This window comes from Sphingopyxis sp., from assembly GCF_050916055.1.
Classification (GTDB): domain Bacteria; phylum Pseudomonadota; class Alphaproteobacteria; order Sphingomonadales; family Sphingomonadaceae; genus Sphingopyxis.
Genome location: NZ_CP051527.1, coordinates 1,290,059 through 1,316,097, shown reverse-complemented (window position 1 = coordinate 1,316,097; position 26,039 = coordinate 1,290,059). Strand labels below are relative to the sequence as shown.

Here is a 26,039-nt window from a genome sequence, read left to right as displayed (position 1 = left end):
ATGCCGCCGCTTTAGGCATGCACTTCGTCGCTGGCAATGCCCGCCCGCCCGCCGATTTTTTGCGAGCGATTCGCAGAATATGTTGCCCAACGGCCACAGCGGGCCGCAAAAGGACCCGCGGAGCGCCGCCAGAGGGTGACAAAGCCCCCCTATCGTCCTAGCGAAATGGCTTCTGGATCAAGCGGCCCAAGGCCCGGTTCCAGGGAGTGCGGACCTTTCGCCGGGCCCGCAACAAAGGGGGATGGCGACGTTCGTCACAGGCGCCCGGGTTTCGCACCGCGAAGCCCGGGCGTTGTGATTCCGGACTCCCCCTACCCCTCGCTCTCGCTGATATCCTCCAGCGTATCGACGTCGAGCACGCGCACGCGCCCCTGTTCGAGCGAGATGATCCCCGATTCCTCCCAGCTTTTGAGCTGGCGGTTGATATGCTCGCGGCTCATCCCGGCGAAATTGCCGAGTTCGGTCTGGCTGAGCTCGACCCGCTGCGCGGTATCGACATCCATCCGGATCAGCCGCTTGAGATAGCGTGCAAGGCGCGGGCCCGAAGCATAGGCACGGTCGCTTTCGATCGTCTGGTCGGCGGTGCGCAGCCGGCGCGCCAGTTGCTGCATCAGCGACCAGGCGAAATCGGGGTGGCTCGCGGCAAAATCGCGCAGCGCGTTGCGCCCGAGCTGGAGCGCGCTGCCGGCGCTGGTCGCGATCACCGATGCGGTGCGCTCGCCGCCGTCGAGCAGCGCGATCTCTCCCAGCACCGCGCCGGGCTCGGCATAGGCCAGCACGATCTCGCGCCCGCCCGCGGTCAGCATCGATACCCGCGCGCTGCCCTCGGTCAGGATCAGCAAACCATCGCCGGCGTCGCCCTGGCTGAGCAATTCCTTGCCCTTGGCGAAATGGATCTGCACCGCGCGGCCCGCGATATCGGCCCAATCCTGCAGCGTCAGGCCAGAGAAAATGCTGTCGGGACCCTGAAGTTCGGCGAGTTTCGCGTGATCCATGCCCCTTGGCCCCTCCCTGTTGCGCCGCGTCAGACCAGCCGGCTCTGCTTCACCGCCGCCGCGATGAATCCCTTGAACAGCGGGTGCGGATCAAAGGGTTTCGACTTGAGCTCGGGGTGGAATTGCACCCCGATGAACCACGGATGGTCCGGCCGTTCGACGATCTCGGGTAGCATACCGTCGGGCGACATGCCCGAAAATACGAGCCCGCCTTTTTCCAGCCGGTCGCGATAGGCGCCGTTGACCTCGTACCGGTGGCGGTGACGCTCGCTAATGTCGCTGGCGCCATAGACGGTAGCGACGTGGCTGTTCGGCGACAGCTTCGCCTCATAGGCGCCCAGCCGCATCGTCCCGCCAAGGTCGGTGTTGGCGCCGCGTTGCTGCAGCCCCTCGGCGCTCATCCATTCGGTGATCAGGCCGACGACCGGCTCTTCGGTCGCGCCGAATTCGGTGCTCGATGCCGCCGCGATGCCGCTGGTGTTGCGCGCCCCTTCGATGCACGCCATCTGCATGCCAAGGCAGATGCCAAAGAAGGGCACGCCATTCTCGCGCGCGAAACGGACGCTGGCGATCTTGCCCTCCGACCCCCGCTCGCCGAAGCCGCCGGGGACCAGAATGCCGTGCATCGGTTCCAGATCGGCGGCGAGGTCGCCGTCCGATTCGAACATTTCGGCGTCGAGCCAGCGGATGTTGACCTTTACCCGGTTCGCCATGCCGCCGTGCGCCAGCGCTTCGTTCAGCGATTTGTACGCGTCGGGCAGCGAGACATATTTGCCGACGACGCCGATCGTCACCTCGCCCTCGGGATGCTGCTTGCGATCCATGATGTCGTACCAGCGCGTCAGGTCGGGCGCAGGCGCATCGTCGATGCCGAAGGCGTGCAGGACTTCGCTGTCGAGCCCCTCGCCATGATATTGCACCGGCACCGAATAGATCGAATCGGCGTCAAGCGCCGGGATCACCGCTTCCTTTCGCACGTTGCAGAATTGCGCGATCTTGGCGCGTTCGCCGTCGGGCAGCGGCCGTTCGCACCGGCAGAGCAATATGTCGGGCTGGACGCCGAGCGACGCCAGTTCGCGCACGCTGTGCTGGGTCGGCTTGGTCTTCAACTCGCCGGCGGCGGCGATGTAGGGGACCAGCGTGACATGCACCGATAGCGTCTTGTCGCGCCCTTCCTCATTGCGCAGCTGGCGGATCGCCTCGATGAACGGCAGCGATTCGATGTCGCCGACGGTGCCGCCAATCTCGCACAGCACGAAATCGAGATCGTCGAGTTCGGCGCGGGCGAACGCCTTGATCGCGTCGGTGACGTGCGGGACGACCTGCACCGTCGCGCCGAGATAATCGCCGCGACGTTCCTTGGTGATGATCTGCTGATAGATACGGCCCGAGGTCACGTTGTCGCTCTGCCGCGCCGCGACGCCGGAGAATCGCTCGTAATGGCCGAGGTCGAGGTCGGTCTCGGCCCCGTCGTCGGTCACATAGACTTCGCCATGCTGATAGGGCGACATCGTTCCCGGATCGACATTGAGATAGGGATCGAATTTCCGGATGCGAACGCGATAGCCGCGCGCTTGCAGCAAAGCGGCGAGGCTAGCCGCCATCAAACCTTTGCCAAGCGAGGAGACCACGCCGCCGGTGATAAAAATGAACCGCGCCATGGGAGGAAAGACTTACTCAAAAGGAGGGGGACGGCGCAAGCCGTCGAATCGCTAGCGGCGGAAATAAATCCGCCGCGCGGGGCTGCGTGGGGGGCCGAAGCCGCCGGTTATTGCTTGGCGGGGGGTGCCTGCGGAGCGGGCGCCGGCGCATCCTGCGCGGTAGCTGCCGCGGCAGCGGCGGCCAGCGGATCGTCGCTCACGGGAGCCGCAGGCGTCGCCGTTCCCTGCGCCGGCTGGGCCGGTCCGGTCAGCGATGAGCCGGTGCCGCCGGTCTGCGCCGATTTCGACAGCGAGGTGTCGATGGTCGAGCCGCCGCGGCCGACCGATGCCATCGCCGCCAGAACGATCGACAGGCCGACGAACAACGTCGCCAGGATCGTCGTCGCACGGGTCATGAAATCCGCGGCGCCGCGCGCGGAAAGCAGACCCGCAGGGCTGCCGCCGACGCCCAGTCCGCCACCTTCCGACTTTTGCATCAAAATGACGCCGATCATCACGGCCGCAACAAGGGCCTGGATGACGAGCAGGAAGGTGAAGAGGTTGGACACATGAAATTCCCGAACTTGCGCGGCCTAATATGGTCCGCGCCCGCCGCGCACATAGAGATGAAGCGGCGCCGCTTCAACCCGCCAGTTCGGCCGCCGCCGCAATGATCGGCACGAACTTGCCTGCGGTCAGGCTCGCCCCGCCGACCAGCGCGCCATCGACGTCGCGGGCGCCGAGCAGTTCGGCGGCATTCTCGCCGTTGACCGAACCGCCGTACAATATCCGCATCTCCTGCGCCGCGCCGCCGAACCGCGTCGCCAGCGCCGCGCGGATCGCGCCGTGCATCGCCTCGACATCGGCGACCGTCGGGACCAGCCCGGTACCGATAGCCCAGATCGGTTCATAGGCGATCGCCAGCCGGTTGGCGGCGAATGCGGCGGGAAGCGAACCCGCAACCTGCGCCAGCACATGGTCGATCGCGCCGCCCGATTCGCGCACCGCGCGCGGCTCGCCGACACAGAGGATCACCGTCAGCCCCGCCCCCAGCGCCGCCTCGGCCTTGGCCTGCACATCGGCGTCGGTTTCGCCGCAGCCGTCGCGCCGCTCGCTATGCCCGACGATGACCAGCGTCGCGCCCGCATCAACGAGCATCGGCGCCGCGACCGATCCGGTGAAGGCGCCTGACGCCGCGTGGTGGCAATCCTGCCCGCCGATCGTCGCGCCTGGCAGCGCCGCCGCCAGCGTGCCGATCAAAGTGAACGGCGGACAGATCGCGACATCGACCGATGTGTGCGGTGCCGCCGCTGCAAAAATCGCCTCGGCCTCGCCGATCGCGGCGGACCCGCCGTTCATTTTCCAGTTGCCCACCACATATTTGCGCCGTGCCATCTTTTGTCTTCCTCCACCGCGTCGATCCGATGCCCCGCCCTAGCGGGGGGAGGGCCGGATAGGCAAGCGGGGTCGCCGCACCGCGAAAAGCCCCTTTCCCGCCTTGAAGCCTGTCCGCCTCCCGCCTAAAGCAGCGCGCAACCGCGCGCTTCGCGCTCACCGCCGAAAGAATGTCCAGTCCATGATCACGTCCATCCGCCGCCTGTTCGGGTCAACCATCGGCAAATTCATCGCACTTGGCTTCGTCGTCCTCGTCGGCGTCGCCTTTGCGCTCAGCGACGTGACCGGCAATGCGACCTTCGGCGGGCTCGGCGGGGCCAATGTCGCCAAGGTCGGCGACACCGACATCACCATCGCCGAACTGCGCGACCGCGTCCAACAGGCGTATAACCAGGCGCGGCAGGACCAGCCCGAACTGACGATGGCGGCGTTCGTCGAATCGGGCGGGCTCGACCGGGTCCTCGGTCAGCTGATCGATGGCGCGGCGTTCGACCAGCTCGCCGGCGAGCTCGGCTTTTCGGTCAGCAAGCGGCTGGTCGACGGCCGGATCGCCGACCTGCCTGTGTTTGCCGGGGTGTCGGGAACGTTCGACCAGACGCGCTTCGAAACCTTCCTGCGCGACAATGGCATCACCGAAACCCAGCTGCGCCAGGACCTGACCCAGCAATTGCTCGCCGAACAGCTGGCCGTCCCCATCGGCACCATGCCGCGCATCGCCCCGGTGATGGCGCAGCCATATGCCGCGCTGATGCTCGAACAGCGCCGCGGCCTCGCGACCTTCATCCCCGCCAGCCCCTTCGCCCCGGCCGGCGATCCCGGCGACGCAGTGCTCCAGAAATATCTGGCGGAGAACAAGGCGAAGTTCACTGTGCCCGAACGCCGCGTGCTGCAATATGCGACCTTCGACCGCGAAATCGTCCCCGTCCCGGCGGTCACCGACGCCGAAATCGCCAAGGTCTACAAGGACAATGCCGCCAGCTTTGCGGCGAGCGAGACGCGCCGTTTCGCGCAGGTCATCGCGCCCGACCAAGCCGCCGCCAACGCCATCGCGGCCAAGGTTCGCGGCGGCACGACGCTCGCCGCCGCTGCCACGGCTGCGGGCCTGTCGGCCGGGACGACCGGCGACCTGACCCGCACCGCCTACGCGGCAACGACCTCGGCCGATGCCGCCCGGGCCGCCTTCGCCGCTAAAGAGGGCGACGTGCTCGGCCCGATCCAGACCGGTCTCGGCTGGGCGGTGGCGCGGGTCGAGAATATCACCGCCAAGCCCGCGCGCACCCTCGCCGACGCGACCCCAGAAATCCGCACCGAACTGGCCAAGAACAAGGCCAATGAGGTGATCGTCGATTATTACAACACGCTGCAGGATGCCGTGAACGGCGGCGCGTCGATCGAAGAAATCGCCGCCGACCGCAAGCTCACGCTCAGCGAAACCCCGGCGCTGCTACCCAGTGGCCGGGTGCCGAACCAGCCCGCCTTCACCCTCGCCGCCGAGTTGGCGCCGATGGTCAGCCAGGCCTTTCAGACCGGGATCGAGGGCGAGGCGCAGCTCGCGACGCTGGTCGAAAATGAAAAATTCGCCGTCTTCGCGGTGAAATCGATCGTCGCAGCGGCGCCGCCCCCGTTTGCACAAATCCGCAGCGACCTGCTCGGCGAATGGCGGTTTGCCGAAGGACAGAAGGTCGCGCGCGACAAGGCCCGCGCCATCGTCAAGGCGGTCGAAGGCGGCCAGGGCCTCGCCGAAGCGGCCCGCGCCGCCGGCCCGAACATCGGCACGACCCAACCGATCGGCGGCCGCCGCGCCGAGCTCGGCCGCGATGGCCAGGGCGTGCAGCCCGAACTCGCGCTGCTGTTCTCGATGGCGAAGGGCAGCGTCAAAACGCTCGAAGTCCCCGGCAACCGCGGCTGGATGGTGATCGCGCTCGGCGACGTCGACCGGCCCGACCCGAAGGCGATCGATCCGCAGCAGGTGGCGGCGATCGCCCAGCCGCTCGCCTCGGCGTTCGGCAACGAACTCGTCCAGCAACTGACCGCCGAAGCCAAGCGCCGGGCGCGCGTGACGATCAACAAGGAGCTTGTCGACCAGCTGCGCGGCGAGCTGACCGGCACCACGCCGGTCGCCGAATAACCCCGGCGTGGCGCTCGAAGGCAGGGCCGCAGCGCTCGAGGCGCTGGCGCAGGGCCGCGGCGGCGCGGTGTGGCAGCGGCTGATCGCCGACGTCGAAACCCCGGTCTCCGCCGCGCTCAAGCTGATCGAGCCGGGCCGCGGCGACTGGGTGCTCGAATCGGTCGAGAGCGGCGAAACGCGCGGCCGTTACAGCCTGATCGGACTCGACCCCGACCTGATGTTAGAGGTGCGCGGCGATGCGGCGCGGATCAACCGCGGCTGGCAGCATGACCGCAGCGCGTTCGCGCCGGTCGCCGCTCCCGCGCTGCAGGCGCTGCGCGATCTGGTCGGCGAATGCCGGTTCGACGTGCCCGCCGCGCTGCCCAAGGCGCTCGCGACGCTGGTCGGCTTCTTCGCCTATGAAACGATCGGCCTCATCGAACGCATCCCGCGCGCGCCCGGCCCCGGCCTTGGCCTGCCCGACATGATTTTCGTGCGCCCGACGGTGATCCTGGTGTTCGACCGGCTGGCCGACGAGCTTTTCCTCATCGCGCCGATCTGGCCCGACCCCGACGGTGCGATCGACCGGATGATCGAGGTCGCCGAGGACCGGCTCGACACCATCGCGGCGCGGCTGTCGTCGGCCGCCGCGCCCGCCGGCCGCGCGGCGAGCGATGCGCAGCCCGCCGACATCGCCGCTTCCCCGGCCACCACCCCCGCGCGTTTCGCCGAAATGGTCGCGGCGGCGAAGGACTATATCGCCGCGGGCGACATCTTTCAGGTCGTGCTGTCGCAGCGCTTCTCGACCCCGTTCGACCTGCCGCCGTTCGATCTCTACCGCGCGCTCCGCCGTATCAATCCCTCGCCTTTCCTCTATTTCCTCGACCTGCCCGGCTTTGCGCTGATCGGTTCGTCGCCCGAAATCCTCGTTCGCGTCCGTGACGGCGAGATCACGATCCGGCCCATCGCGGGCACCCGGCCGCGCGGCAAAACCAGCGCCGAGGATGTCGAGAATCGCGACAGCCTGCTCGCCGATCCCAAGGAACGCGCCGAACATCTGATGCTGCTCGACCTCGGCCGCAACGATGTCGGCCGCGCCGCGATTGGCGGATCGGTGACCGTCACTGACAGCTACACCGTCGAATATTACAGCCACGTCATGCACATTGTGTCGAACGTCATCGGCCGCATCGCCCCCGACAAGGACGCCATCGATGCGCTGTTCGCGGGCTTCCCGGCGGGTACCGTCAGCGGCGCCCCCAAGGTCCGCGCCTGCCAGATCATCGCCGAGCTTGAGGCCGACGCGCGCGGGCCTTATGCCGGCGGCGTCGGCTATTTCGCCCCCGACGGCAATATGGACAGCTGCATCGTCCTGCGCACCGCGATCGTCAAGGACGGCGAAATGCACGTCCAGGCCGGCGCCGGCATCGTCGCCGACAGCGACCCCGCCTATGAACAGCGCGAATGCGAGGCCAAGGCCGGGGCGCTCTTCGCCGCGGCGCGCGAGGCCGTGCGATTGGCCGGGACGCCACGCTACGGGCAATAGCTTGACCACCGCGGGGCGGGCGCTAGCGTCGCCACCATGCTCAGACATCTTGTCCCGCTCGCCCTGCTGTTCGCCAGCGTCATGCCCGCCCACGCGCAGGACCCGGCGCCGACCGATCATGACGCCACACTGGCGGATTTCACCTTCGCCACCGGCGAAAAGCTGCCCGAACTCAAGATGCACTACACCACGCTCGGCACCCCGCAGCGCGACAGGGCGGGCCATGTCACCAACGCGGTGATGATCCTCCACGGCACCGGCGGCAGCGGCAAACAGTTCCTCCAGCCGCAGTTCGCGGGCGAGTTGTTCGGCCCCGGCCAGCCGCTCGACACCGCGAAATATTACGTCATTCTGCCCGACAATATCGGCCACGGCGGCTCGTCGAAGCCGAGCGACGGGATGCGGATGAAATTCCCGCGCTATGATTATGCCGACATGGTCACCGCGCAGCACCGCCTGCTCACCGAAAAGCTGGAGGTCAAAAAGCTCAGGCTGATCCTCGGCACGTCGATGGGCTGCATGCACGCCTTCGTCTGGGGCGAGGCCTATCCCGGCTTCGCCGAACGCATCGCGCCGTTCGCTTGCCTGCCGGTCGAGATCGCGGGTCAGAACCGCATGTGGCGCACGCTGCTGATCGACGCGATCACGGCCGATCCGGCGTGGCAGGGCGGCGATTACCGCGAACCGCCCACCGCCGGGCTGCGCACCGCCACCTCGCTGCTGCTCGTCGCGGGTGCCAACCCCTATGCGCTGCAGGCGCAATATCCGACCCGCGCGGCCGCCGAAGCCTATAAGGACGCGGCCTTCGCCCGCGCCTTTGGCCGCGCCGATGCGAACGACATGATCTATCAGTTCGACAGCTCGCGCACCTACAACCCGTTGCCCGGTCTCGAGAAAATCACGGTGCCGGTGCTGTGGATCAACAGCGCCGACGATTTCATCAACCCGCCGGCCTACGGCATCGCCGAAACCGCAGTGGCGCGGATGCCGCAAGCCAAATTCATCCTGATCCCCGCAAGCCCGGAAACCAAGGGCCACGGCACGCACACCTGGGCGAAATTCTGGAAGGACGACCTGGCCAAGCTGATGGCGGAATAATCAATCCTCCCTGCGGCGAAGCCGTGGGGAGGTGGCAGCGGCGAAGCGCTGACGGGGGGCGGCAACGGTAGCGCCAAAGCCCCTCCGTCAGCGGCTACGCCGCTGCCACCTCCCCATCGCTGCGCGACAGGGAGGAACATGGACCAGCAAATCCCGCCTCGTCCGCACAAAAGGACTTATTGCTTCACTCGCGCGTCTTCACCCATTACGGCCCACCCCCATGATCCTCGTCATCGACAATTACGACAGCTTCACCTTCAACCTCGTTCATTATCTGATTGAGCTGGGGGCCGAGGTGCGGGTCGAACGCAACGACGCGCTGACCGCCGCCGACGCCCTCGCGACCGGCGCCGAGGCGATCCTGATCTCACCCGGCCCCTGCACCCCGAACGAAGCCGGGATCAGCCTTGACCTCGTCGCCGCCTGCGCAGAGGCGAAAAAGCCGCTGCTCGGCGTCTGCCTTGGCCATCAGGCGATCGGCCAGCATTTCGGCGGCACCGTCCAGCGCGGCCATCTGATGCACGGCAAAACGTCGCCCGTCTGCCACGACGGCAGCGGGCTCTATGCCGGCCTGCCCTCGCCGTTTCAGGCCACGCGCTATCACAGCCTCGAAGTCGTCGATATTCCGGATTGCCTGATCATCAACGCGACCAGCGACGACGGCGCGGTGATGGGATTTCGCCACGTCGAGCTGCCGATCCACGGGGTTCAATTCCACCCCGAAAGCATCGCGACCGAACATGGCCACGCGATGCTCGCCAACTTTATGGGACTGGCCGGACTGCCCGTTCTGGCGCGGCAAGTCGCATGAGCCGCTTCGGCCCGCTGCCCGATCCCGCGCATCTGCTCGATCATGACGAGGCCGCGCAGGCCTTCGCCGACATCCTCGATGCGCGCACCAGCGAGGACGAGATCTCCGAATTCCTCACCGCTTTGTCCGATCGCGGCGAGACGATGGTCGAAATCGCCGCCGCAGCGCAGGCGCTGCGCGACCGCCTGGTCCCCATCGACGCCCCCACCGGCGCAATCGATGTGTGCGGCACCGGCGGCGACGGCCACCACACGCTCAACGTCTCGACCGCCGTCGCTATCGTTGTCGCAGCCTGCGAAGTTCCGGTCGCAAAGCACGGAAATCGTGCCGCTTCGTCGAAATCGGGCGCCGCCGACACGCTCGAAGTCCTCGGCCTCGACATGGAGCGCGCCGGGCGCCTCGCCGAAGCGACCCTCGCCGACCTCGGCATCTGTTTCCTGTTCGCCGCCAATCATCATCCGGCGATGAAGCGCATCCAGCCGATCCGCCAGAAACTCGCCCGCCGCACCATCTTCAACCTGATGGGACCGCTCGCCAACCCCGCACGCGTCACCCGGCAGCTGATCGGCATCGCCCGCCCCGCCTATGTCCCCGTCTATGCCGAGGCGCTGCACCGGCTCGGCACCGAGCATTCGCGCGTCGTCTCGGGCGACGAGGGCATCGATGAACTGTCACTCGCGGGCGGCAACGAGGTCGCGGTGGTCAACGCCGAGGGCGTGTTCATGCAGCGCAGTCATGCCAGCGACGCAGGTCTGCCCACCCATCCGATCGAGGCCATCCGCGGCGGTGATGCCGCCGACAACGCGAAAGCGCTGCGCGAACTGCTGTTGGGCGCCCCCGGCGCCTATCGCGACGCGGTGCTATACAATTCCGCCGAGGCGCTCGTCATCGCGGGCGCGGTCGATACGCTGACCGACGGCGTCGAGGAAGCCGCCGAAGCGATCGACAAGGGACTCGCCAACGCGCTGCTCAACTGCTGGATCGCGTATAAATGAACAAGCTGACCCAGATACTCGCCACCAAAGCCGAAGAAGTGGCGGCGCGCCGCGCCCTGCGCTCCCTCACCGATCTCGACGCCATCGACGCCGCCCCGGTACGCGGCTTCCACGCCGCGTTGCAGGCAAAAATCGACGCAGGCGGCTTCTCCCTGATCGCCGAGATCAAGAAAGCATCGCCCTCCAAGGGTCTGATCCGGGACGATTTCAACCCCGCCGATCACGCCCGCGCCTATGCCGCGGGCGGCGCCGCCTGCCTGTCGGTCCTCACCGATGCCCCATATTTCCAGGGCCACGAAGAATATCTGGTCGCCGCTCGCGCCGCCTGCCCCCTGCCCGCACTGCGCAAGGATTTCATGATCGACCCTTGGCAGGTCGCCGAAGCCCGCGCGATCGGCGCCGACGCGATCCTGATCATCGTCGCCGCGCTCGACGACGGCGCGATGCAGGAAATCGAGGCCGCCGCGTCCGAGCGCAGCATGGACGTGCTCGTGGAGGTGCATGACGAGGGTGAACTCGACCGTGCACTGATGCGGCTGCAATCGCGGCTGATCGGGGTCAACAATCGCGACCTTCGCAGCTTCGAAACCGACCTCGGCGTCACCGAACGCCTCGCCAAACTTGTCCCGCCCGGCACCTTGCTCGTCGGCGAAAGCGGCATATCGAGCCACGCCGACTGCCAGCGCCTTGCCGCGAGCGGTGTCCGCGCCTTTCTGGTCGGCGAGAGCCTGATGCGCCAGGCTGACGTCACGGCGGCAACGCGCGCGTTGCTTGAGGGACAGGACCCCGCCGCCTAATCGATCGTGTCGAGCAGCGCCGCGAGCTTGCCGAACATTTCGTCAATCTCGGCCTTGGTGACGATCAACGGCGGCGACAGCGCGATGATGTCGCCCGTCGCGCGGACCAGCAGGCCGTCGTCGAACGCAGCGTGAAACACCTCCATCGCGCGCGCCGTCGGCGCACCGGGCCGCGGCTGAAGTTCGATGCCCGCGACCAGCCCGATCGTGCGGATGTCGATGACATGGCGCCGCCCCTTCAGGCTGTGCGCGGCATCCTCCCAATAAGCGCCAAGATCGGTAGCGCGATCGAACAGCCCGTCGCGGGCGTAAAGGTCGAGCGTCGCGAGCGCGGCCGCGCTCGCCAGCGGGTGGCCCGAATAGGTATAGCCGTGGAACAGCTCGATCCCGCCCGCCACGCTGTCCAACACCGCATCGTGCAGTTCGCGCTTCACCGCGACCGCGCCCATCGGCACCGCGGCGTTGGTCAGCCCCTTTGCCATCGTGATGATGTCGGGCGTCACCCCCCACGTCCCCGCCGCGGTCGCGCCGCCGACGCGGCCGAAAGCGGTGATCACCTCGTCGAAAATCAGGATGATGCCGTGACGGTCGCATATCTCGCGCAGCTGCTGGAGATAACCGATCGGCGGCACCAGCACCCCGGTCGATCCCGCCATCGGCTCGACGATCACCGCGGCGATCGTGTCGGCGCCGTGGAGGTCGACAAGCCGCTGCAGATCGTCGGCAAGTTCGGCGCCATGCTGCGGAAAACCGCGCGAAAAGGCGTTGCGTTCGATGTCGTGGGTGTGGCGAAGATGATCGACGCCGGGCAGGCCGCCGCCGAAGGCACGGCGGTTGTTGACCAGCCCGCCGACGCTGATCCCGCCGAAGCCGGTGCCATGATAGCCGCGCTCGCGCCCGATCAGCCGCGTGCGCGTCCCCTGCCCCTTGGCGCGCTGGATCGCGAGCGCGATTTTCAGCGCCGTATCAACCGATTCCGACCCGCTGTTGGTAAAGAATATCCGGTCGAGCCCGACGGGCATCAGTTCGGCGAGGCGCTGCGCGAGCTCGAACGGCAACGGATGGCCGAGCTGGAACGTTGGCGCGAAATCGAGCGTCGCCGCGGCCTTGGCAATCGCCTCGACGATCTCGGGGCGGCAATGGCCGGCGTTGCTGCACCACAGGCCCGCGGTGCCGTCGAGGATCGTCCGCCCGTCGCTGCTCCGATAATGCATCCCGCTCGCCGACACGAGCTGGCGCGGCTGCGCCTTGTACGACCGGTTGGCGGTAAACGGCATCCAGAACGCTGCCAGCTGGTCATTGTCGCCCTTCATCGCGGCTTGCTCCTTTGCCTGTCGAACCGACAATCTGGGCTTGCGCCGCGAAGCTGGCAATGGCGAAAATGGCCGATAACGGCCCTCTGGCGCGGCGAGCGACTTCACGATAGGCTGCGCGCGAACAATCGGGCCGGCTCCTCGGCCCAATCGGGGGCACATGTCAGTCAATCTGGAACAGTGGATCAGTGACCATAAGATCGACGAAGTCGAATGCATCGTCCCCGACATCAACGGGGTTCAGCGCGGCAAGGTGTTGCCGGCCAAGAAGTTCCTGTCGTCGGTCAAGGACAAGTCGCTGCGCATTCCGGGCAGCGTCTTCATCTGCACGATCGACGGTCATTACCCGGAGGACATCGACGATATCTGGGACAAGGATCCTGACAAGATATTGATCGCCGACCCCAGCACGATCTGCGTCGCGCCCGGCTTTACCTCGCCCACCGCTTTCGTCATCGCCGACGCGCTCAACCGCGACGGGACCGAAGTCGACATCGCGCCGCGCACGATCCTGAAAAAGGTGCTCGCGCTCTATGCCGAAAAGGGCTGGCGCCCGATTATCGCGCCCGAGGTTGAATTCTACCTCGTGTCGCAGAATGCCGACCCAGATTTCCCGCTGACCCCTCCCGTCGGCCAGTCGGGACGCAGCGAGACCGCGAGCCAGCCTTACGGGCTGGAGGCGATGAACGAATATGAGAATATCATCGATCATATCTATGACGATTGCGAGATGATCGGGCTCGATATCGACACGATGATCCACGAAATGGGCGCCGCGCAGCTGGAGGTGAACTTCATCCACGGCGACCCCCTGCGCCTCGCCGACGAGGTGTTCCTGTTCAAGCGCGTCGTCCGCAACGTCGCCAAGCAGCATAACGTCTATGCGACCTTCATGGCGAACCCGATGGCGGGGCAGCCGGGCAGCGCAATGCACATCCACCAGTCGGTCGTCGATGCCGAAACCGGGCGCAACCTGTTCGCGACCGCGAACGGCCGCGACAGCGCGATGTTCCGCAGCTACATCGCCGGGCTGATCCGCTTCATGCCGCAAATCTCGCCGATGTGGGCGCCCAATGTGAACAGCTTTCGCCGCATGCGCCCCGACAGCGCGGCGCCGATCAACGTCCAGTGGGGCGAGGATAACCGCAGCTGCGGTTTCCGAGTCCCGATCGCCGACAAGAACAACCGCCGCGTCGAAAATCGCCTGCCCGGCGCCGACAGCAATCCCTATCTGGCGATCGCCGCGTCGCTGGTGTGCGGCTATATCGGCATGGTCGACCGGATGGTGCCGCCCAAGCCGATCACCGGCAGCGCCTATAACCGCGCCCGCACCCTGCCGCGCACGCTGGAGGCGGCGCTTGATCGCTTCAGCTCGTGCAAAAAGGTCCGCAACCTGCTCGGCGACGACTTCTTCGAAATCTTCTTTGCGGTGAAGGATTACGAGCTGTTCAACTATCAGTCGGTGGTGTCGAGCTGGGAGCGCGAACATCTGTTGATGCGGGTCTGACCCGCGCTGCGTAATGTCGGACCCGCTAACCTACAGCTATTATGGCGGGAGCGCGCATCGCTGGCCCGCACAGCCACGGCTGGACGGCGATCGGCAGTGCGATGTCGTCGTCATCGGCGGCGGCTTCACTGGCTTGTCTGCGGCGCTCGCTTGCGCTGAACGCGGATTTTCGGTCGTACTCCTGGAAAAAGAGAAGATCGCTTTCGGCGCGTCGGGACGCAACGGCGGCCAACTCATTCCCGGGCTTCGCTGGACCGCATCAGAACTGGAAAAGGATTTTGGCCCACAGCGCGCCGACGCGCTGTTTGACCTTTGCTGGCGCCAGAACCCCGTCAGAGCCCGCATCGAAAAGCACGGTATCAATTGCGACCAGAAGTCAGGCCATCTCGAAGCAGCATGGACGCCCGCCGATTTCGACGCGACGCGGCGCGAGGCCGAGTATCTGTCGGCGCGTTTCAATTATCGGAGCGACGTCGTCCCCAAGTCGGACATGGGCGCACATATTGACAGCGGCTTATATCACGGCGGGATTTACGACCCGCAAGGCGGCCATTTCCACCCAATCAACTACGCGATCGGCCTCGGCAAAGCCGCCCTTGCCGCCGGCGTGACCATATTCGAGGACTGTCGCGCGTTCGGCGTCGAGGATGGCCTCCAGCCCGTGGTTTCCGCTTTGGGCGGAGATATTCGGGCAAAGCACGTGATTATGGCGGCGGATAGCTGGATGAGCGACATCTGGACGGGTAATGTCGGGCTGCGTCTCGGCCGCTACACCGTGCCGATCATGAACTATAATATCGCGACCGCACCGCTACCCGATGCCGATGCGCTGCTGCCGAGTGACGCCGCAGTTGCCGACAGTCGCTTCGTGCTCAATTATTTCCGCTTGTCGGCCGATAAGCGCCTGATCTTCGGCGGCGGCGAGCGCTATTCGCAGACGCCGCCACGCGACATCGCAGCCTTCGTCCGGCCGTTCATGGCGCAGGTCTTCCCGCAGATCGCCGAAGCCAAGATCGACTATGGCTGGGGCGGCGCAGTCGCGGTGACGATGAACCGGCTGCCGCATATCGGGCGACGCGGGAACGTCTTTTTCGCGCACGGCTTTTCGGGCCACGGCGCGTTGGTGACGACGCTCGCCGGCGAACTGATCGCCGAAGCGATGGCGGGGACGGCCGAGCGCTTCGATGTGCTGGCGGGCCTGCCGTCGCGGCCCTTCCCCGGCGGCAAGTGGCTGCGCCGGCCGCTCGCGACGCTGGGGCTGCTGTGGTATGCATTGCGGGATCGGCTCGGATGATCGGCGACGCCGCGATCGCGCGCGTCGCGGCGCGCGAAGCCGAGCGCTTCCGTGCCGGCAATCCGCGCGCTTTTGCGCATCATGCCGCGGCAAGCGGCTGGTTCCAGTCGGTGCCGTTCCACTGGATGGCGGATTGGCCCAGCCCGGTTCCGATCGTCGCGGCGTCGGCAAAGGACGCGACGCTGACCAGCATCGACGGGCAGACCTACGACGATTTCTGCCTCGGGGACACCGCCAGCCTGTTCGGCCATTCGCCCCCTGCCCTCGCCGCGGCGCTGGCGAAACAGGCGGGCGAAGGGCTGAGCTATATGCTGCCCACAGGGTGCGGCGCGCAGCTCTCGGACAAGCTGGCGGCGATGTTCGGCCTTCCCCAATGGCAGGTCACGACGACCGCCAGCGAAGCCAATCGCGCCGTCATCCGCTGGTGCCGCGCGATCAGCGGGCGGCGAAAAATCCTGGTCTTCAACGGCGCCTATCATGGCGCGGTCGATGACGCCTTCGTCGACCTGAAGGACGGCGCACCGGTGATGCGCGCCAGCCTGGTCGGGCAGGTCCACGACCTGCGCGACACGACCGTCGTCGTCGAGTTCAACGACGTTGAAGCGCTCGGGATCGCGCTGCGCGGCGGCGATATCGCCTGCGTCCTTGCCGAACCGGTGATGACCAATGTCGGTATGGTCCGCGATGCACCGGGCTATCTTTCGACCCTCCGCCGGCTTTGCGACGAGACCGGCACCTTGCTCGTCTTCGACGAAACCCACACCATCTCGTCGGGCTATGGCGGCCATGGCGTCACCCATGGGCCGGCGCCCGACCTGACGGTCGTCGGAAAGTCGATCGGCGGCGGCGTGCCGTGCGCGGTCTACGGGTTCAGCGCGGAAGTTGCCGAACGCATGGCCGCGCTCAACCGATCACGCCCGCCGGGCCATAGCGGCATCGGCACCACATTGTCGGCGAATGCGCTCGCGATCACCGCGATGGACGCCATGTTGGGCGAAGTCATTACCGCCGCCGCCTACCACCATATGCTGCGCGGCGCCGCGCGCCTGGTCGCCGGGCTGGAGCAGGAAATCGCCGCCGCCGGGTTCGACTGGCACGTTACCCAGGTCGGCGCGCGGGTCGAATTCCTCACCTGCTCCACCCCGCCGCGCAATGGCGGTGAGGCGAAGGCAACGATGCAGCCCGAACTCGAAGCCGCGATCCACCTGTTCCTCGCCAATCGCGGGATTTTGCTGGCGCCGTTTCATAATATGATGTTGGTGAGCCCGGTGACCGGCGACGACCAGATCGACCGGTTGGTGGACGGCTTCGCCGACTGCACCAAAGCGTTGAAGGAGTAGAGGGGCGATGTCGAAGTCATCGGGTACAGTCGCGCCGCGATCGGAGGCCGAGGCCTTTTTCAAGGCCAACCCCGATGTCGACTCGATCGAGATGATCTATACCGACATGGGCGGCGTGCCGCGCGGCAAGCGGCTGCGCCAGCATGAGGTGATGGCGGTGTATGACAGCGGCCGCATGTTCCCCGGATCGATCACCGTCGTCGACATCACCGGGCAGGACACCGTCGAAACCGGCCTCGTCTGGGAGGATGGCGACGCCGACCGCTCGATGAAGCCGATCCCCGGCACCCTCGTCCGCACCCCTTGGGGCGGAGACCATGCGGCGCAATTCCTCGTTGATTTCTACGAACTCGACGGCACCCCGCACGACCTCGACCCACGCCACGTGCTCGGCGGCGTCATCGACCGCTTTACTGCCGACGGCCTGACTCCGGTGCTCGCGGTCGAACTCGAATTCTATCTCGTCGATCCGCGCCGCGCGCGCGACGGCGGCATCCGTCCCGCCCGCCCCGGCTACAGCCGCGACACGCCGCGCAATGTCGAGGTTTACGGCCTCCGCGAACTCGACGATTTCCGTCCCTTCTTCGACGCGCTTTATGCCGCGACCGACGCGCAGGACATTCCACTCGAAAGCGCGATTTCCGAATTTGCGCCGGGCCAATTCGAGCTGACGCTGCGCCACAAACCCGACGCGCTGCGCGCCTGCGATGATGCGATCATGTACAAGAGGCTGGTCAAAGCCGTGGCCCAGCAGCACGGCCTCGAAGCCACTTTCATGGCGAAACCCTTCGCTGAACAGGCTGGCAGCGGCATGCACATCCACGTCTCGGTCAACGACGGCGCGGGTGCCAACATCTTTGCCAGCGACGATCCCGAAGGCACCCCCGCGCTGCGCCATGCGATCGGCGGGATGATCGCCAGCGTCGGCGACGCCTTCGCGCTCTTTGCCCCGCACGCCAACAGCTATCGCCGTTTCAAGGCGAACAGCTATGCCCCCGTCGCGCCGACCTGGGGCGTCAACAACCGCACCGTGTCGTTCCGCATTCCCGCCGGCCCGCCGCCAAGCCGCCATGTCGAGCATCGCGCCTGCGGCGCCGACGCCAACCCCTATCTCGCGGTCGCCGCGGTGCTCGCCGGGATGCATCACGGCATGACCAACCGGACCGATCCCGGCACCGCAGTGGTCGGCAACGGTTATGACCGCGATGCCTCGGGCGACGACAAGCCGCCGTCGAACTGGTTCGCCGCGGTCGACCGCTTCCACGCCTCGGCGTTGATGCGCCACTATCTCGGCGCGCGCTTCGTCGATATGTTCAGCATCGTGAAGCGCGTCGAGCAGGACCGTTATTTCGGGGTCGTCCCGACGCTCGATTACGATTGGTACCTGCGCAACGCCTGACCTTTCGCGTACGAATCTTTCAAAGATTCGTGCTGCACCGCAAAAAAACCTCTTTCCAAGCCGCGCTTATTGAGTCAGCTTGACGTCACCAACAGGGAGGCCGCGTCATGGATCTGAATGAACTGCTCGCTCAAGGCCGAGGCCGCCGCTCGTTGCTCCAGGCGATGAGCGTCGCGGCGATCGGTATCAGCTTCGGCGGCCTCGCGGCGTGCAGCAAGGGCGAGGGCAAGAAGCTCGCGAACGGCGAAGAGGCGCGGCTGAACTTCTACAACTGGGACACCTATATCGGTGAGACGACGCTCGCCGACTTCAAGGCAGCGTCCGGGGTCGATGTGACGATGGACCTGTTCGACAGCAACGACGTGCTGTTCGCCAAGTTCAAGGCCGGCAACCCCGGTTACGATGTGATTGTGCCGTCGAACGACTTCGTCGAGCGCATGGTTCAGGCCGACATGCTGATGCCGCTCGACCAGTCGCTCATCCCGAACATGAAGAATATCGACCCCGCCTATATCGACGTCGCATATGATCCGCAGCGCAAGCATTCGATGCCGTACACCTGGCTGACGCTGGGGATCGGCTATCGCAAGTCGAAGGTGAAGGCGAAACCCGACAGCTGGAAGCCGCTGTTCGACAGCCCCGAATATGCCGGACGCATCGCGTGGCTGTCCGAAGCCGGCGACATGTTCCGCCTCTATGGCAAATATCTCGGCAAGTCGGTCAATGCGCTGACCCCCGCCGACATCGCGACGATCGAGGCGATGATGATCAAGCAAAAGCCCAACGTCCAGAAATTCCACGAGGACGACGGACAGGACCTGCTGCTCAAGGGCGACGTCGATCTGGTGCTCGAATATAATGGCGACATCGCGCAGGCGATGACCGAAGACGACGACATCGACTTCGTCGTGCCCAAGGAGGGCAGCCAGCTAAATTCGGACAATCTGTGCATCCCGAAGGGCGCCCCGCATCCCAAGAATGCCCACGCCTTCATCAACTATATGCTCGACGCAGAGGTCGGCAAGAAGATCACCGAGACGATCCTCTATCCGACCCCCAACGCCGCCGCGAAGGCGCTGATGCCCGATACCTACAAGAACAACCCGGTGATCTTCCCGCCCGCCGACGTGCTGGCGAAATGCGAATATGCCAAGTTCAACGCCGAATTGCAGCCGCTCTACGAAGAGGCCTTCACGCGGGTCCGGGCGGCCTGACGGCCTGACCGGGGGCATCGGGGGGTGGCCGAACAGGATTGGAAGACCAGCAAGCGCGCCTTTGCGGCGGTGTCGGTGCCGACGCTGCTCTGGGTCCTCCTCTTCTTTCTCGTCCCGATGGCGATCGTCTGGCTTTACAGCTTCGGCGAGAATAAGGGCCTGACCGAAATCGACATTTCGGGGACGCTCGACAATTACAAGCGCGCAACCGAGTGGCTCTATCTCACCATCTTCGGCAAGAGCTTCGCGGTCGCCGCGCTCGTCACCCTGATCTGCCTGATCGTCGGCTTCCCCGTCGCGATGGCGATCACTTTTGCCAGCGAGAAATGGCGGCCGTGGCTGCTCCTCGGCATCATGCTGCCCTTCTGGACCAACCTCCTCATCCGCACCTATGCGCTGATGATGCTGCTCGGCACGCAGGGTTTCGCCAACAAGGGGCTCGGCGCGCTGTGGGAGGGGACGAGTTGGGTGAAGACGCTCGTCGGGCTCCAGCCACTCCCGACCTGGGAGCCTGTGCAACTGCTGTTCAACAATTTCGCGGTCGTCTTCGGGCTCGTCTATGTCCATCTGCCGTTCATGGTGCTGCCGCTCTACGCCGCGCTCGACCGGCTCGACCGCAGCCTGATCGAGGCGAGCCTCGACCTTGGCGCCGGGCATTTCCGCACCATCATGCGGATCGTCGTGCCGCTCGCGGCGCCCGGCATCATCGCCGGGGTGATGATCACGCTGATCCCCGCGCTCGGCGCCTACCTCACCCCCGATCTGATGGGCGGCACCGACAGCCAGATGATCGCCAACGTGATCGAACGCCAGTTCAAGAAAGCCAACGACTGGCCGTTCGGCGCCGCGCTCTCCTTCTTGCTGATATACGCAATGTTCGCGCTGATCGCGATCCAGTCGATGCGCAAAAAAGTGCCCGAGGCCCGCTGATGGCCGTCTTCTCCCGCACCCCGCGCGCCCCGCTCGAATATAGCCGCACGCTGTGGATGCGGCTGTGGGTGGGGGCGGTGATGCTCTTCCTCTATGCGCCGCTCGTCGTGCTGATGATCTTCAGCTTCAACGACAGCAAGCGCAACGTCGTGTGGCGGGGCTTCACCACCAAATATTATGAAAAGGCGCTGGGAAACGACCAGTTGGTCGAGGCGCTGCTCAATTCGCTGACCATCGCGGCGCTCGCGACACTCGCCAGCCTCGTCCTCGGCACGCTCGCGGCGGTGATGCTGTGGCGTTTTCGTTTCCCGTGGAAGGATGCGATCGACGGGACGATCTCGCTGCCGATCATCGTTCCCGAAATCTGCCTCGGGGTCGCCTTCCTGATGTTCTTCGCCGCGGCCGACTGGCCGACCGATCTCGTCTGGCCGTTCAACCTCGGCGCGATCACCATCGCGCACATCACCTTCTGCTTTCCCTTCGTGACGATGGTCGTCCGCTCGCGCCTTGCCAGCTTCAACCGCGAGCAGGAAGAGGCGGCCAAGGATCTCGGTGCGAACGAAAGCCAGGTGTTCCGCGACGTGCTGATCCCGCACATCAAGCCCGCGCTCGTCGCGGGGGCGCTGCTGTCCTTCACCTTGAGCCTCGACGATTTCGTCATCACCTATTTCACCAGCGGCCCCGACACGATCACCTTCCCGGTGAAGGTCTATTCGATGGTCCGCTTCTCGGTGACCCCCGAGGTCAACGCCGCCTCGACCCTGCTCATCCTCCTGACCGTCGCCCTGACCTTTATCGCGCTGAAGGCCCAGGGCGTAAAAGCCATTGCGGAGACGCATTGATGGGCCACCCTCTTTTTCCGTTCGTGTCGAGCGAAGTCGAGACACCCCGAAGGCGCGCACTGCCGATGGGCATCTCGACTTCGCTCGATGCGAACGGTGTTGATAGGTTGAACCTTTGACCATGACCGAACCCGCCAAGCCGATCATCCAGATCCAGAATGTCTCGAAGCGCTTCGGCAAGGTGACCGCGGTCGACAATGTCAGCCTCGATATCGTCGCGGGCGAATTCTTCGTCCTGCTCGGCCCGTCGGGCTGCGGTAAGACCACGTTGTTGCGGATGATCGCGGGGTTCGAACTACCCAGCGAGGGCCGGATCCTGATCGACGGGCAGGATATGGCGGGCATTCCGCCGAACAAGCGGCCGGTGAACATGGTGTTCCAGAGCTATGCGGTGTTCCCGCACATGAGCGTCGCCGACAATGTCGCCTATGGCCTGAAGATAGCCGGGCTGAAGGGTGGCGAGGTCAAGGACCGCGTCGCCGAGGCGCTCGAGCTCGTCAAGCTTGGCGGCTTTGGCGAGCGCATGCCCGACCAGATGTCGGGCGGCCAGCGCCAGCGCGTCGCGCTCGCGCGCAGCCTGGTCATGCGCCCGAAAGTGCTGCTGCTCGACGAACCGCTGTCGGCGCTCGACGCCAAACTCCGCGCCCAGATGCAATTCGAACTTTCGGACCTGCAGGACCAGGTCGGCATCACCTTCGTTACCGTCACCCACGACCAGGACGAGGCGCTGTCGATGGCAAGCCGCATCGCGGTGATCAACAAGGGCGAGGTGGCGCAGCTCGCCAGCCCGTCGGATCTCTACGAATATCCCGCCAACCGCTTCGTCGCCGATTTCGTCGGATCGGTGAACATCTTCGAGGGCAAGCTGACCCTCGACGAGCCCGACAAGGCGGCGGTCGATTGTCCGGGGCTGGGCAAAGTCTATTTGAACCACGGCGTCACCGGCCCGCACGGCGCCGATGTGTGGATCGCGCTGCGGCCGGAGAAGATCTATCTCCACGTTCCCGGCGCGGGCAAGGCGGTGAAAGCTGCGGCGCAGGACGCCCCCGACGGCTATAATTTCGCCCGCGGCAAGATCAAAGGCATGAGCTACCTCGGTGATATCACCCTGTTCGAGATCGAACTCGAATCCGGCGCTCGCCTGCGCGTGTCGCGCCCGAACCTGTCGCGCCACGACCAGGAGGATTTCACTTGGGACGACAAGGTCAGCATGCACTGGCGCGCCGATAGTCCGGTTGTTTTGCTCGGCTGATGCCGAGCGGGCCGGTGGTGTTGTTGGGGTAATTCGCGTGCCCCTGCGAAGGCAGGGGGCCATCACCGATTCCGTCGGTCTGACATATCCCTTTGCCGGAAACCGCTCGCGCAGAAGATGGGCCCCTGCCTTCGCAAGGGCACGGCGGCCTTGCGGTCTCGGCCCGCGATCAATGCGCTGCGGGTTGTTCCTTCCCCGGCAACAGATGCAGCACCGCCACGATCAGCCCGCCCAGCACCAGCCCGAACACCCCAGCACCGCCGGCATTGATCAGCCATTCCCACAAGCCCGCCGCGGGCAGGTCGCCCGCCACCGAGTGGGCGAAATCGTGCAGGCTATGGCCCAGATTGCCGATATGATATTCGTCGAGCGCGTGCAGGATGATCTGCCCGCCGACCCACAGCATCGCCGCCGTGCCGACCAGCGCCAGCGCCCCGAGCAGCTTGGGCATGAACGCCACCAGCCCGCGCCCGATCGCGCGGCGGACACTGTTCCCCGCTTTCGCCATATGCAGCCCGATGTCGTCCATCTTCACGATCAGCCCGACCGCGCCATAGACGGCAATCGTGATGGCGATCGCGACGACGATCAGCGTCGCGGCGCGCATCGCAAAGGCTTCGTCGATCACTTCGTTGAGCGCGATCACCATGATTTCGCCCGACAGGATGAAATCGGTGCGGATAGCGCCCTTCACCATCGTTTCTTCATGATCCTTGTCAGCAACGATTTCCGCCGCCTCGGCGAGCGGCGTCTTATCCTTGTGCAGCGAATGCCAGACCTTCTCGGCGCCCTCGAAGCACAGATAGGCGCCGCCGATCATCAGCAGCGGCGTGATCGCCCATTGCGCCACCGCCGACAGCAACAGCAGCGCCGGCAGGATCAGCACCAGCTTGTTGAAGAACGATCCCTTGGCGATGCGCCAGATGATTGGCAGTTCGCGGTTGGGCTGAAAGCCGGTGACGTAACGCGGCGTGACCGCGGCATCGTCGACCACCACCCCCGCGGCCTTCACCCCCGCTTTCGACGCGGCGGCACCGATGTCATCGATGCTGGCCGCTGCCACCTTGGCGATCGTGGCGACGTCATCGAGCAGGGCAAAAAGGCCGGAGGGCATAGAGGGTTGGTCTTTCTTCTATTCGGTGAGGGCATTCATCATCCCTCTAGCCGCTCGTGTCGAGCGAAGTCGAGACACGTTGAGTTCGCGCTCGACTTCACGTGTCTCGACTTCGCTCGACACGAACGGAATTTGGGAATGTGCTAAAGCGCTCTAAGCTTCGGCAGCACCTCATCCAGCGATTTGCGGATGATGGCAACCATCTCGTCGATCTGTTCGGTCGAAATCACCAGCGGCGGGCACATCACCAAGCTGTCGCGGATACCGCGCACCATCAGCCCGTTCGCGATGCACGCATCGCGCGCCATCGGCCCCGCGGTCCCTTCGGCGCCGCCAAAGCGGGCGCGCGTATCCTTGTCGGCAACAATCTCGACCGCGCCGAGCAGCCCGATCGAGCGCGTCTCGCCGACCAGCGGGTGATCGTTCAAGGTCGCGAGCGCCTTGGCCAGATGCGGGCCAGTGACGCTGCCCGTCCGCTCAACCAGCCCCTCGCGCTCGATAATCTCGATATTCTTGAGCGCCACCGCCGCCGCCACGGGATGCCCCGAATAGGTGAAGCCGTGGACGAAATCGCCGCCGGTCTTCAGCACCTCGACGACATGCGCGGCGACCGCGGTGGCCGAGATCGGCAAATATCCCGACGACAGCCCCTTCGCCATCGGCATCAAATCGGGGGTGAAGCCCATCGTCTCGTGCCCCCACATCTTGCCGGTGCGCCCGAAGCCGCAGATGACCTCATCGGCGACGATCAACAGCCCATATTTGCGCGCCACCGCCTCGACCTTCGGCCAATAACCCTTCGGCGGGATAATCACGCCCCCCGCTCCTTGCACCGGCTCGCCGATGAAAGCGGCGCAATTTTCGGGGCCGACCTCGATGATCCTGTCCTCGATCGCCTGGACGCACGCGTCGCAGAACGCGTCCTCGCTCATCCCCTGCCCTTCGTTAAAGGCATAGGGCTGGCGGACATGCTCGACCCCGGCGATCGGCAGGTCGCCCTGCGCGTGCATCGCCTTCATGCCGCCCAACGAAACCCCGGCGACGGTCGAGCCATGATAGGCGTTCCAGCGACTGATGAAGATGGTGCGCTTAGGTTCGCCCTTCAGCTTCCAATAATGGCGCACCATGCGGAACACCGTGTCGTTGGCTTCGCTGCCCGACGCGTTGAAGAAGATGTGCGGCAGGCGATTGCCGGTCAGTTCGGCGATCTTGGCGGCCAACATCACGGTCGGCGGCGTCGCGGTCTTGAAGAAGGTGTTGTAAAAAGGCAGCTCGCGCATCTGCGCCGCCGCCGCCTCGACCAGTTCCTCGCGGCCATAGCCGACGTTGACGCACCACAGCCCCGCCATCCCGTCGAGGATGCGGTGACCGTCGCCGTCGTGGATATAACAGCCCTCGGCATGGGTGATGATGCGGCTGCCGCCGAGCCTTTCAATTTCGGCCCAATCGGCCTGCGCGGGCAGATGGTGCGCGACGTCGAGGCGCTTGAGTTCGGCGATATCGTGATTGCGGGGCATATGAAAACTCCTGGCTCCGGTAAACTGTTGGCATCGAGCGAAGTCGAGATGCCTCTCGGCCTTGCGCTGCGACGATGACTGTCTCGGCTCCGCCCGACACGAGCGCACCGAGACCAAGTTTACGGGGTCAAGGAGAAAAGCTGATCCGCGCCAGATAGCGATCGTAGCGGGTCACGCGGCGGTTCATAATTCGCCCCTTAACGCGCGGCCGAGCAGCCGGAAATAGGTCTGGCTTTCCTCGCTCGTGTCGGTCGCCCATTCGGGGTGCCATTGCACCGCCAGCAGCGGTGCCCCGTTCGGCCGCGCGCCATAGGCCTCGACCAGCCCGTCGGGCGCCCGTGCCTCGACCGTCAGGCCGTCGGCCAGCTTGCCGATCCCCTGATAATGGACCGAATTCACCTCCAGCGTCGGCGCGTCATAAGCGGTCGCCAGCATCCCGCCGGCGACCAGATCGACCGGATGGCGATGGTCGAACATCGCGTCGAAATCCGCCCCGTCGGGCGCGTGGTGGAGAAGCAGCTGCGCGCTCGCAGACGTGTCGCGCCGCAATGTCCCGCCCAGCGAGACGTTGATTTCCTGAAACCCCCGGCAGATGCCGAACAGCGGCCGCCGCGCCGCGATCACCGCGTCGACCAGTTCGATCATCATCCCGTCGCGGTCGGGATCGAACGGCCCTTCCCCCACCGCCGCATCGCCATAGCGCGCCGGTTCGACGTTCGACGGCGTCCCGGTGAGCAGCACACCGTCGAGCCGCTCGACGACCTCGGCGGCGCGCATGAAATCGGGCAACGAGGGAATGATCAGCGCCGCACAATCGGCATATTGCATCGCCGCGGTCGCATAGCGGTTCATCACCGCCTGCGCGGTCTCGACCCCGACCATGCGGTTGCAGGCGATGATGCCGAGGACGGGGCGCGAAGACATGCCCCCTTG

22 protein-coding genes are annotated in these 26,039 nt (G+C 65.7%); 14 read left to right on the top strand and 8 right to left on the bottom strand.

The genetic code is table 11. The annotated features are described in order from the left end of the window. Positions 1-311: 311 nt before the first annotated feature. From HEQ22_RS06455 to tpiA, 4 genes are all read right to left on the bottom strand, one after another. Entirely contained in the window at positions 312-995 is a 684-nt protein-coding gene (locus tag HEQ22_RS06455; protein ID WP_432770367.1) for a Crp/Fnr family transcriptional regulator, read from the bottom strand. Between the two features lie 29 nt (positions 996-1,024). Next, positions 1,025-2,656 (bottom strand): CTP synthase, encoded by a 1,632-nt coding sequence (locus tag HEQ22_RS06450; protein WP_432770366.1) that lies wholly within the window; start codon positions 2,654-2,656, stop codon positions 1,025-1,027. Positions 2,657-2,763: 107 nt separating this feature from the next. After that, positions 2,764-3,150 (bottom strand): preprotein translocase subunit SecG, encoded by a 387-nt coding sequence (secG, locus tag HEQ22_RS06445; protein ID WP_432770827.1) that lies wholly within the window; start codon positions 3,148-3,150, stop codon positions 2,764-2,766. Between the two features lie 127 nt (positions 3,151-3,277). Next, entirely contained in the window at positions 3,278-4,030 is a 753-nt protein-coding gene (tpiA, locus tag HEQ22_RS06440) for a triose-phosphate isomerase (RefSeq protein WP_432770365.1), read from the bottom strand. A 181-nt stretch (positions 4,031-4,211) separates the two neighbouring features. Between tpiA and HEQ22_RS06435 the strand changes: the two genes are divergently transcribed. The 6 genes from HEQ22_RS06435 (at position 4,212) to trpC (ending at position 11,384) form a co-directional block, all read left to right on the top strand. After that, entirely contained in the window at positions 4,212-6,158 is a 1,947-nt protein-coding gene (locus HEQ22_RS06435; RefSeq protein ID WP_432770364.1) for a peptidylprolyl isomerase, read from the top strand. 7 nt (positions 6,159-6,165) lie between these two features. Continuing rightward, positions 6,166-7,683 (top strand): anthranilate synthase component I family protein, encoded by a 1,518-nt coding sequence (locus HEQ22_RS06430; RefSeq protein ID WP_432770363.1) that lies wholly within the window; start codon positions 6,166-6,168, stop codon positions 7,681-7,683. 36 nt (positions 7,684-7,719) lie between these two features. Beyond that, positions 7,720-8,781: an alpha/beta fold hydrolase gene (locus HEQ22_RS06425; RefSeq protein ID WP_432770362.1), complete on the top strand. Its 1,062-nt coding sequence runs from the start codon at positions 7,720-7,722 to the stop codon at positions 8,779-8,781. 220 nt (positions 8,782-9,001) lie between these two features. Beyond that, positions 9,002-9,592, top strand: a complete 591-nt coding sequence (locus tag HEQ22_RS06420; RefSeq protein ID WP_432770361.1) for an anthranilate synthase component II — start codon at positions 9,002-9,004, stop codon at positions 9,590-9,592. Further along, a complete protein-coding gene (trpD, locus tag HEQ22_RS06415; protein WP_432770360.1) occupies positions 9,589-10,587 on the top strand; it encodes an anthranilate phosphoribosyltransferase in 999 nt (332 codons plus the stop codon). Before HEQ22_RS06420 ends, trpD begins: the two co-directional genes overlap by 4 nt. Next, entirely contained in the window at positions 10,584-11,384 is an 801-nt protein-coding gene (trpC, locus tag HEQ22_RS06410; protein WP_432770359.1) for an indole-3-glycerol phosphate synthase TrpC, read from the top strand. The genes trpD and trpC overlap by 4 nt, the downstream gene beginning before the upstream one ends. On the opposite strand, the gene HEQ22_RS06405 is transcribed toward trpC, so the two are convergent. After that, complete coding sequence (locus HEQ22_RS06405) at positions 11,381-12,697, bottom strand: aspartate aminotransferase family protein (protein WP_432770358.1); 1,317 nt, start codon at positions 12,695-12,697, stop codon at positions 11,381-11,383. The genes trpC and HEQ22_RS06405 overlap by 4 nt on opposite strands. Before the next feature lie 160 nt (positions 12,698-12,857). Between HEQ22_RS06405 and HEQ22_RS06400 the strand changes: the two genes are divergently transcribed. The 8 genes from HEQ22_RS06400 to HEQ22_RS06365 all read left to right on the top strand — a co-directional run bounded on the left by HEQ22_RS06400 (position 12,858) and on the right by HEQ22_RS06365 (position 22,475). Next, positions 12,858-14,204 carry a glutamine synthetase family protein gene (locus HEQ22_RS06400; protein ID WP_432770357.1) on the top strand — a complete coding sequence of 449 codons (1,347 nt, stop codon included), beginning with the start codon at positions 12,858-12,860 and terminating at the stop codon, positions 14,202-14,204. Positions 14,205-14,217: 13 nt separating this feature from the next. Then, positions 14,218-15,498: an NAD(P)/FAD-dependent oxidoreductase gene (locus HEQ22_RS06395; protein ID WP_432770356.1), complete on the top strand. Its 1,281-nt coding sequence runs from the start codon at positions 14,218-14,220 to the stop codon at positions 15,496-15,498. Next, a complete protein-coding gene (locus HEQ22_RS06390; protein WP_432770355.1) occupies positions 15,495-16,838 on the top strand; it encodes an aspartate aminotransferase family protein in 1,344 nt (447 codons plus the stop codon). Before HEQ22_RS06395 ends, HEQ22_RS06390 begins: the two co-directional genes overlap by 4 nt. 7 nt (positions 16,839-16,845) lie before the next feature. Beyond that, positions 16,846-18,237: a glutamine synthetase family protein gene (locus tag HEQ22_RS06385; RefSeq protein ID WP_432770354.1), complete on the top strand. Its 1,392-nt coding sequence runs from the start codon at positions 16,846-16,848 to the stop codon at positions 18,235-18,237. Positions 18,238-18,344: 107 nt separating this feature from the next. Next, entirely contained in the window at positions 18,345-19,451 is a 1,107-nt protein-coding gene (locus tag HEQ22_RS06380; protein ID WP_432770353.1) for an ABC transporter substrate-binding protein, read from the top strand. A 24-nt stretch (positions 19,452-19,475) separates the two neighbouring features. Further along, positions 19,476-20,381 (top strand): ABC transporter permease, encoded by a 906-nt coding sequence (locus tag HEQ22_RS06375; RefSeq protein ID WP_432770352.1) that lies wholly within the window; start codon positions 19,476-19,478, stop codon positions 20,379-20,381. After that, on the top strand, positions 20,381-21,223 hold the full coding sequence (locus HEQ22_RS06370) for an ABC transporter permease (protein WP_432770351.1): 843 nt from the start codon (positions 20,381-20,383) through the stop codon (positions 21,221-21,223). The genes HEQ22_RS06375 and HEQ22_RS06370 overlap by 1 nt, the downstream gene beginning before the upstream one ends. A 121-nt stretch (positions 21,224-21,344) precedes the next feature. Continuing rightward, on the top strand, positions 21,345-22,475 hold the full coding sequence (locus HEQ22_RS06365; RefSeq protein WP_432770826.1) for an ABC transporter ATP-binding protein: 1,131 nt from the start codon (positions 21,345-21,347) through the stop codon (positions 22,473-22,475). Positions 22,476-22,644: 169 nt separating this feature from the next. On the opposite strand, the gene HEQ22_RS06360 is transcribed toward HEQ22_RS06365, so the two are convergent. The 3 genes from HEQ22_RS06360 to HEQ22_RS06350 all read right to left on the bottom strand — a co-directional run bounded on the left by HEQ22_RS06360 (position 22,645) and on the right by HEQ22_RS06350 (position 26,030). Next, entirely contained in the window at positions 22,645-23,589 is a 945-nt protein-coding gene (locus HEQ22_RS06360; protein ID WP_432770350.1) for a DUF808 domain-containing protein, read from the bottom strand. Positions 23,590-23,732: 143 nt separating this feature from the next. Then, a complete protein-coding gene (locus HEQ22_RS06355; RefSeq protein WP_432770349.1) occupies positions 23,733-25,106 on the bottom strand; it encodes an aspartate aminotransferase family protein in 1,374 nt (457 codons plus the stop codon). A gap of 183 nt (positions 25,107-25,289) precedes the next feature. Beyond that, the gene (locus HEQ22_RS06350; RefSeq protein ID WP_432770348.1) at positions 25,290-26,030 is read right to left on the bottom strand and encodes a gamma-glutamyl-gamma-aminobutyrate hydrolase family protein; all 741 of its coding nucleotides are present in this window, start codon (positions 26,028-26,030) and stop codon (positions 25,290-25,292) included. Between the last annotated feature and the right edge of the window lie 9 nt (positions 26,031-26,039).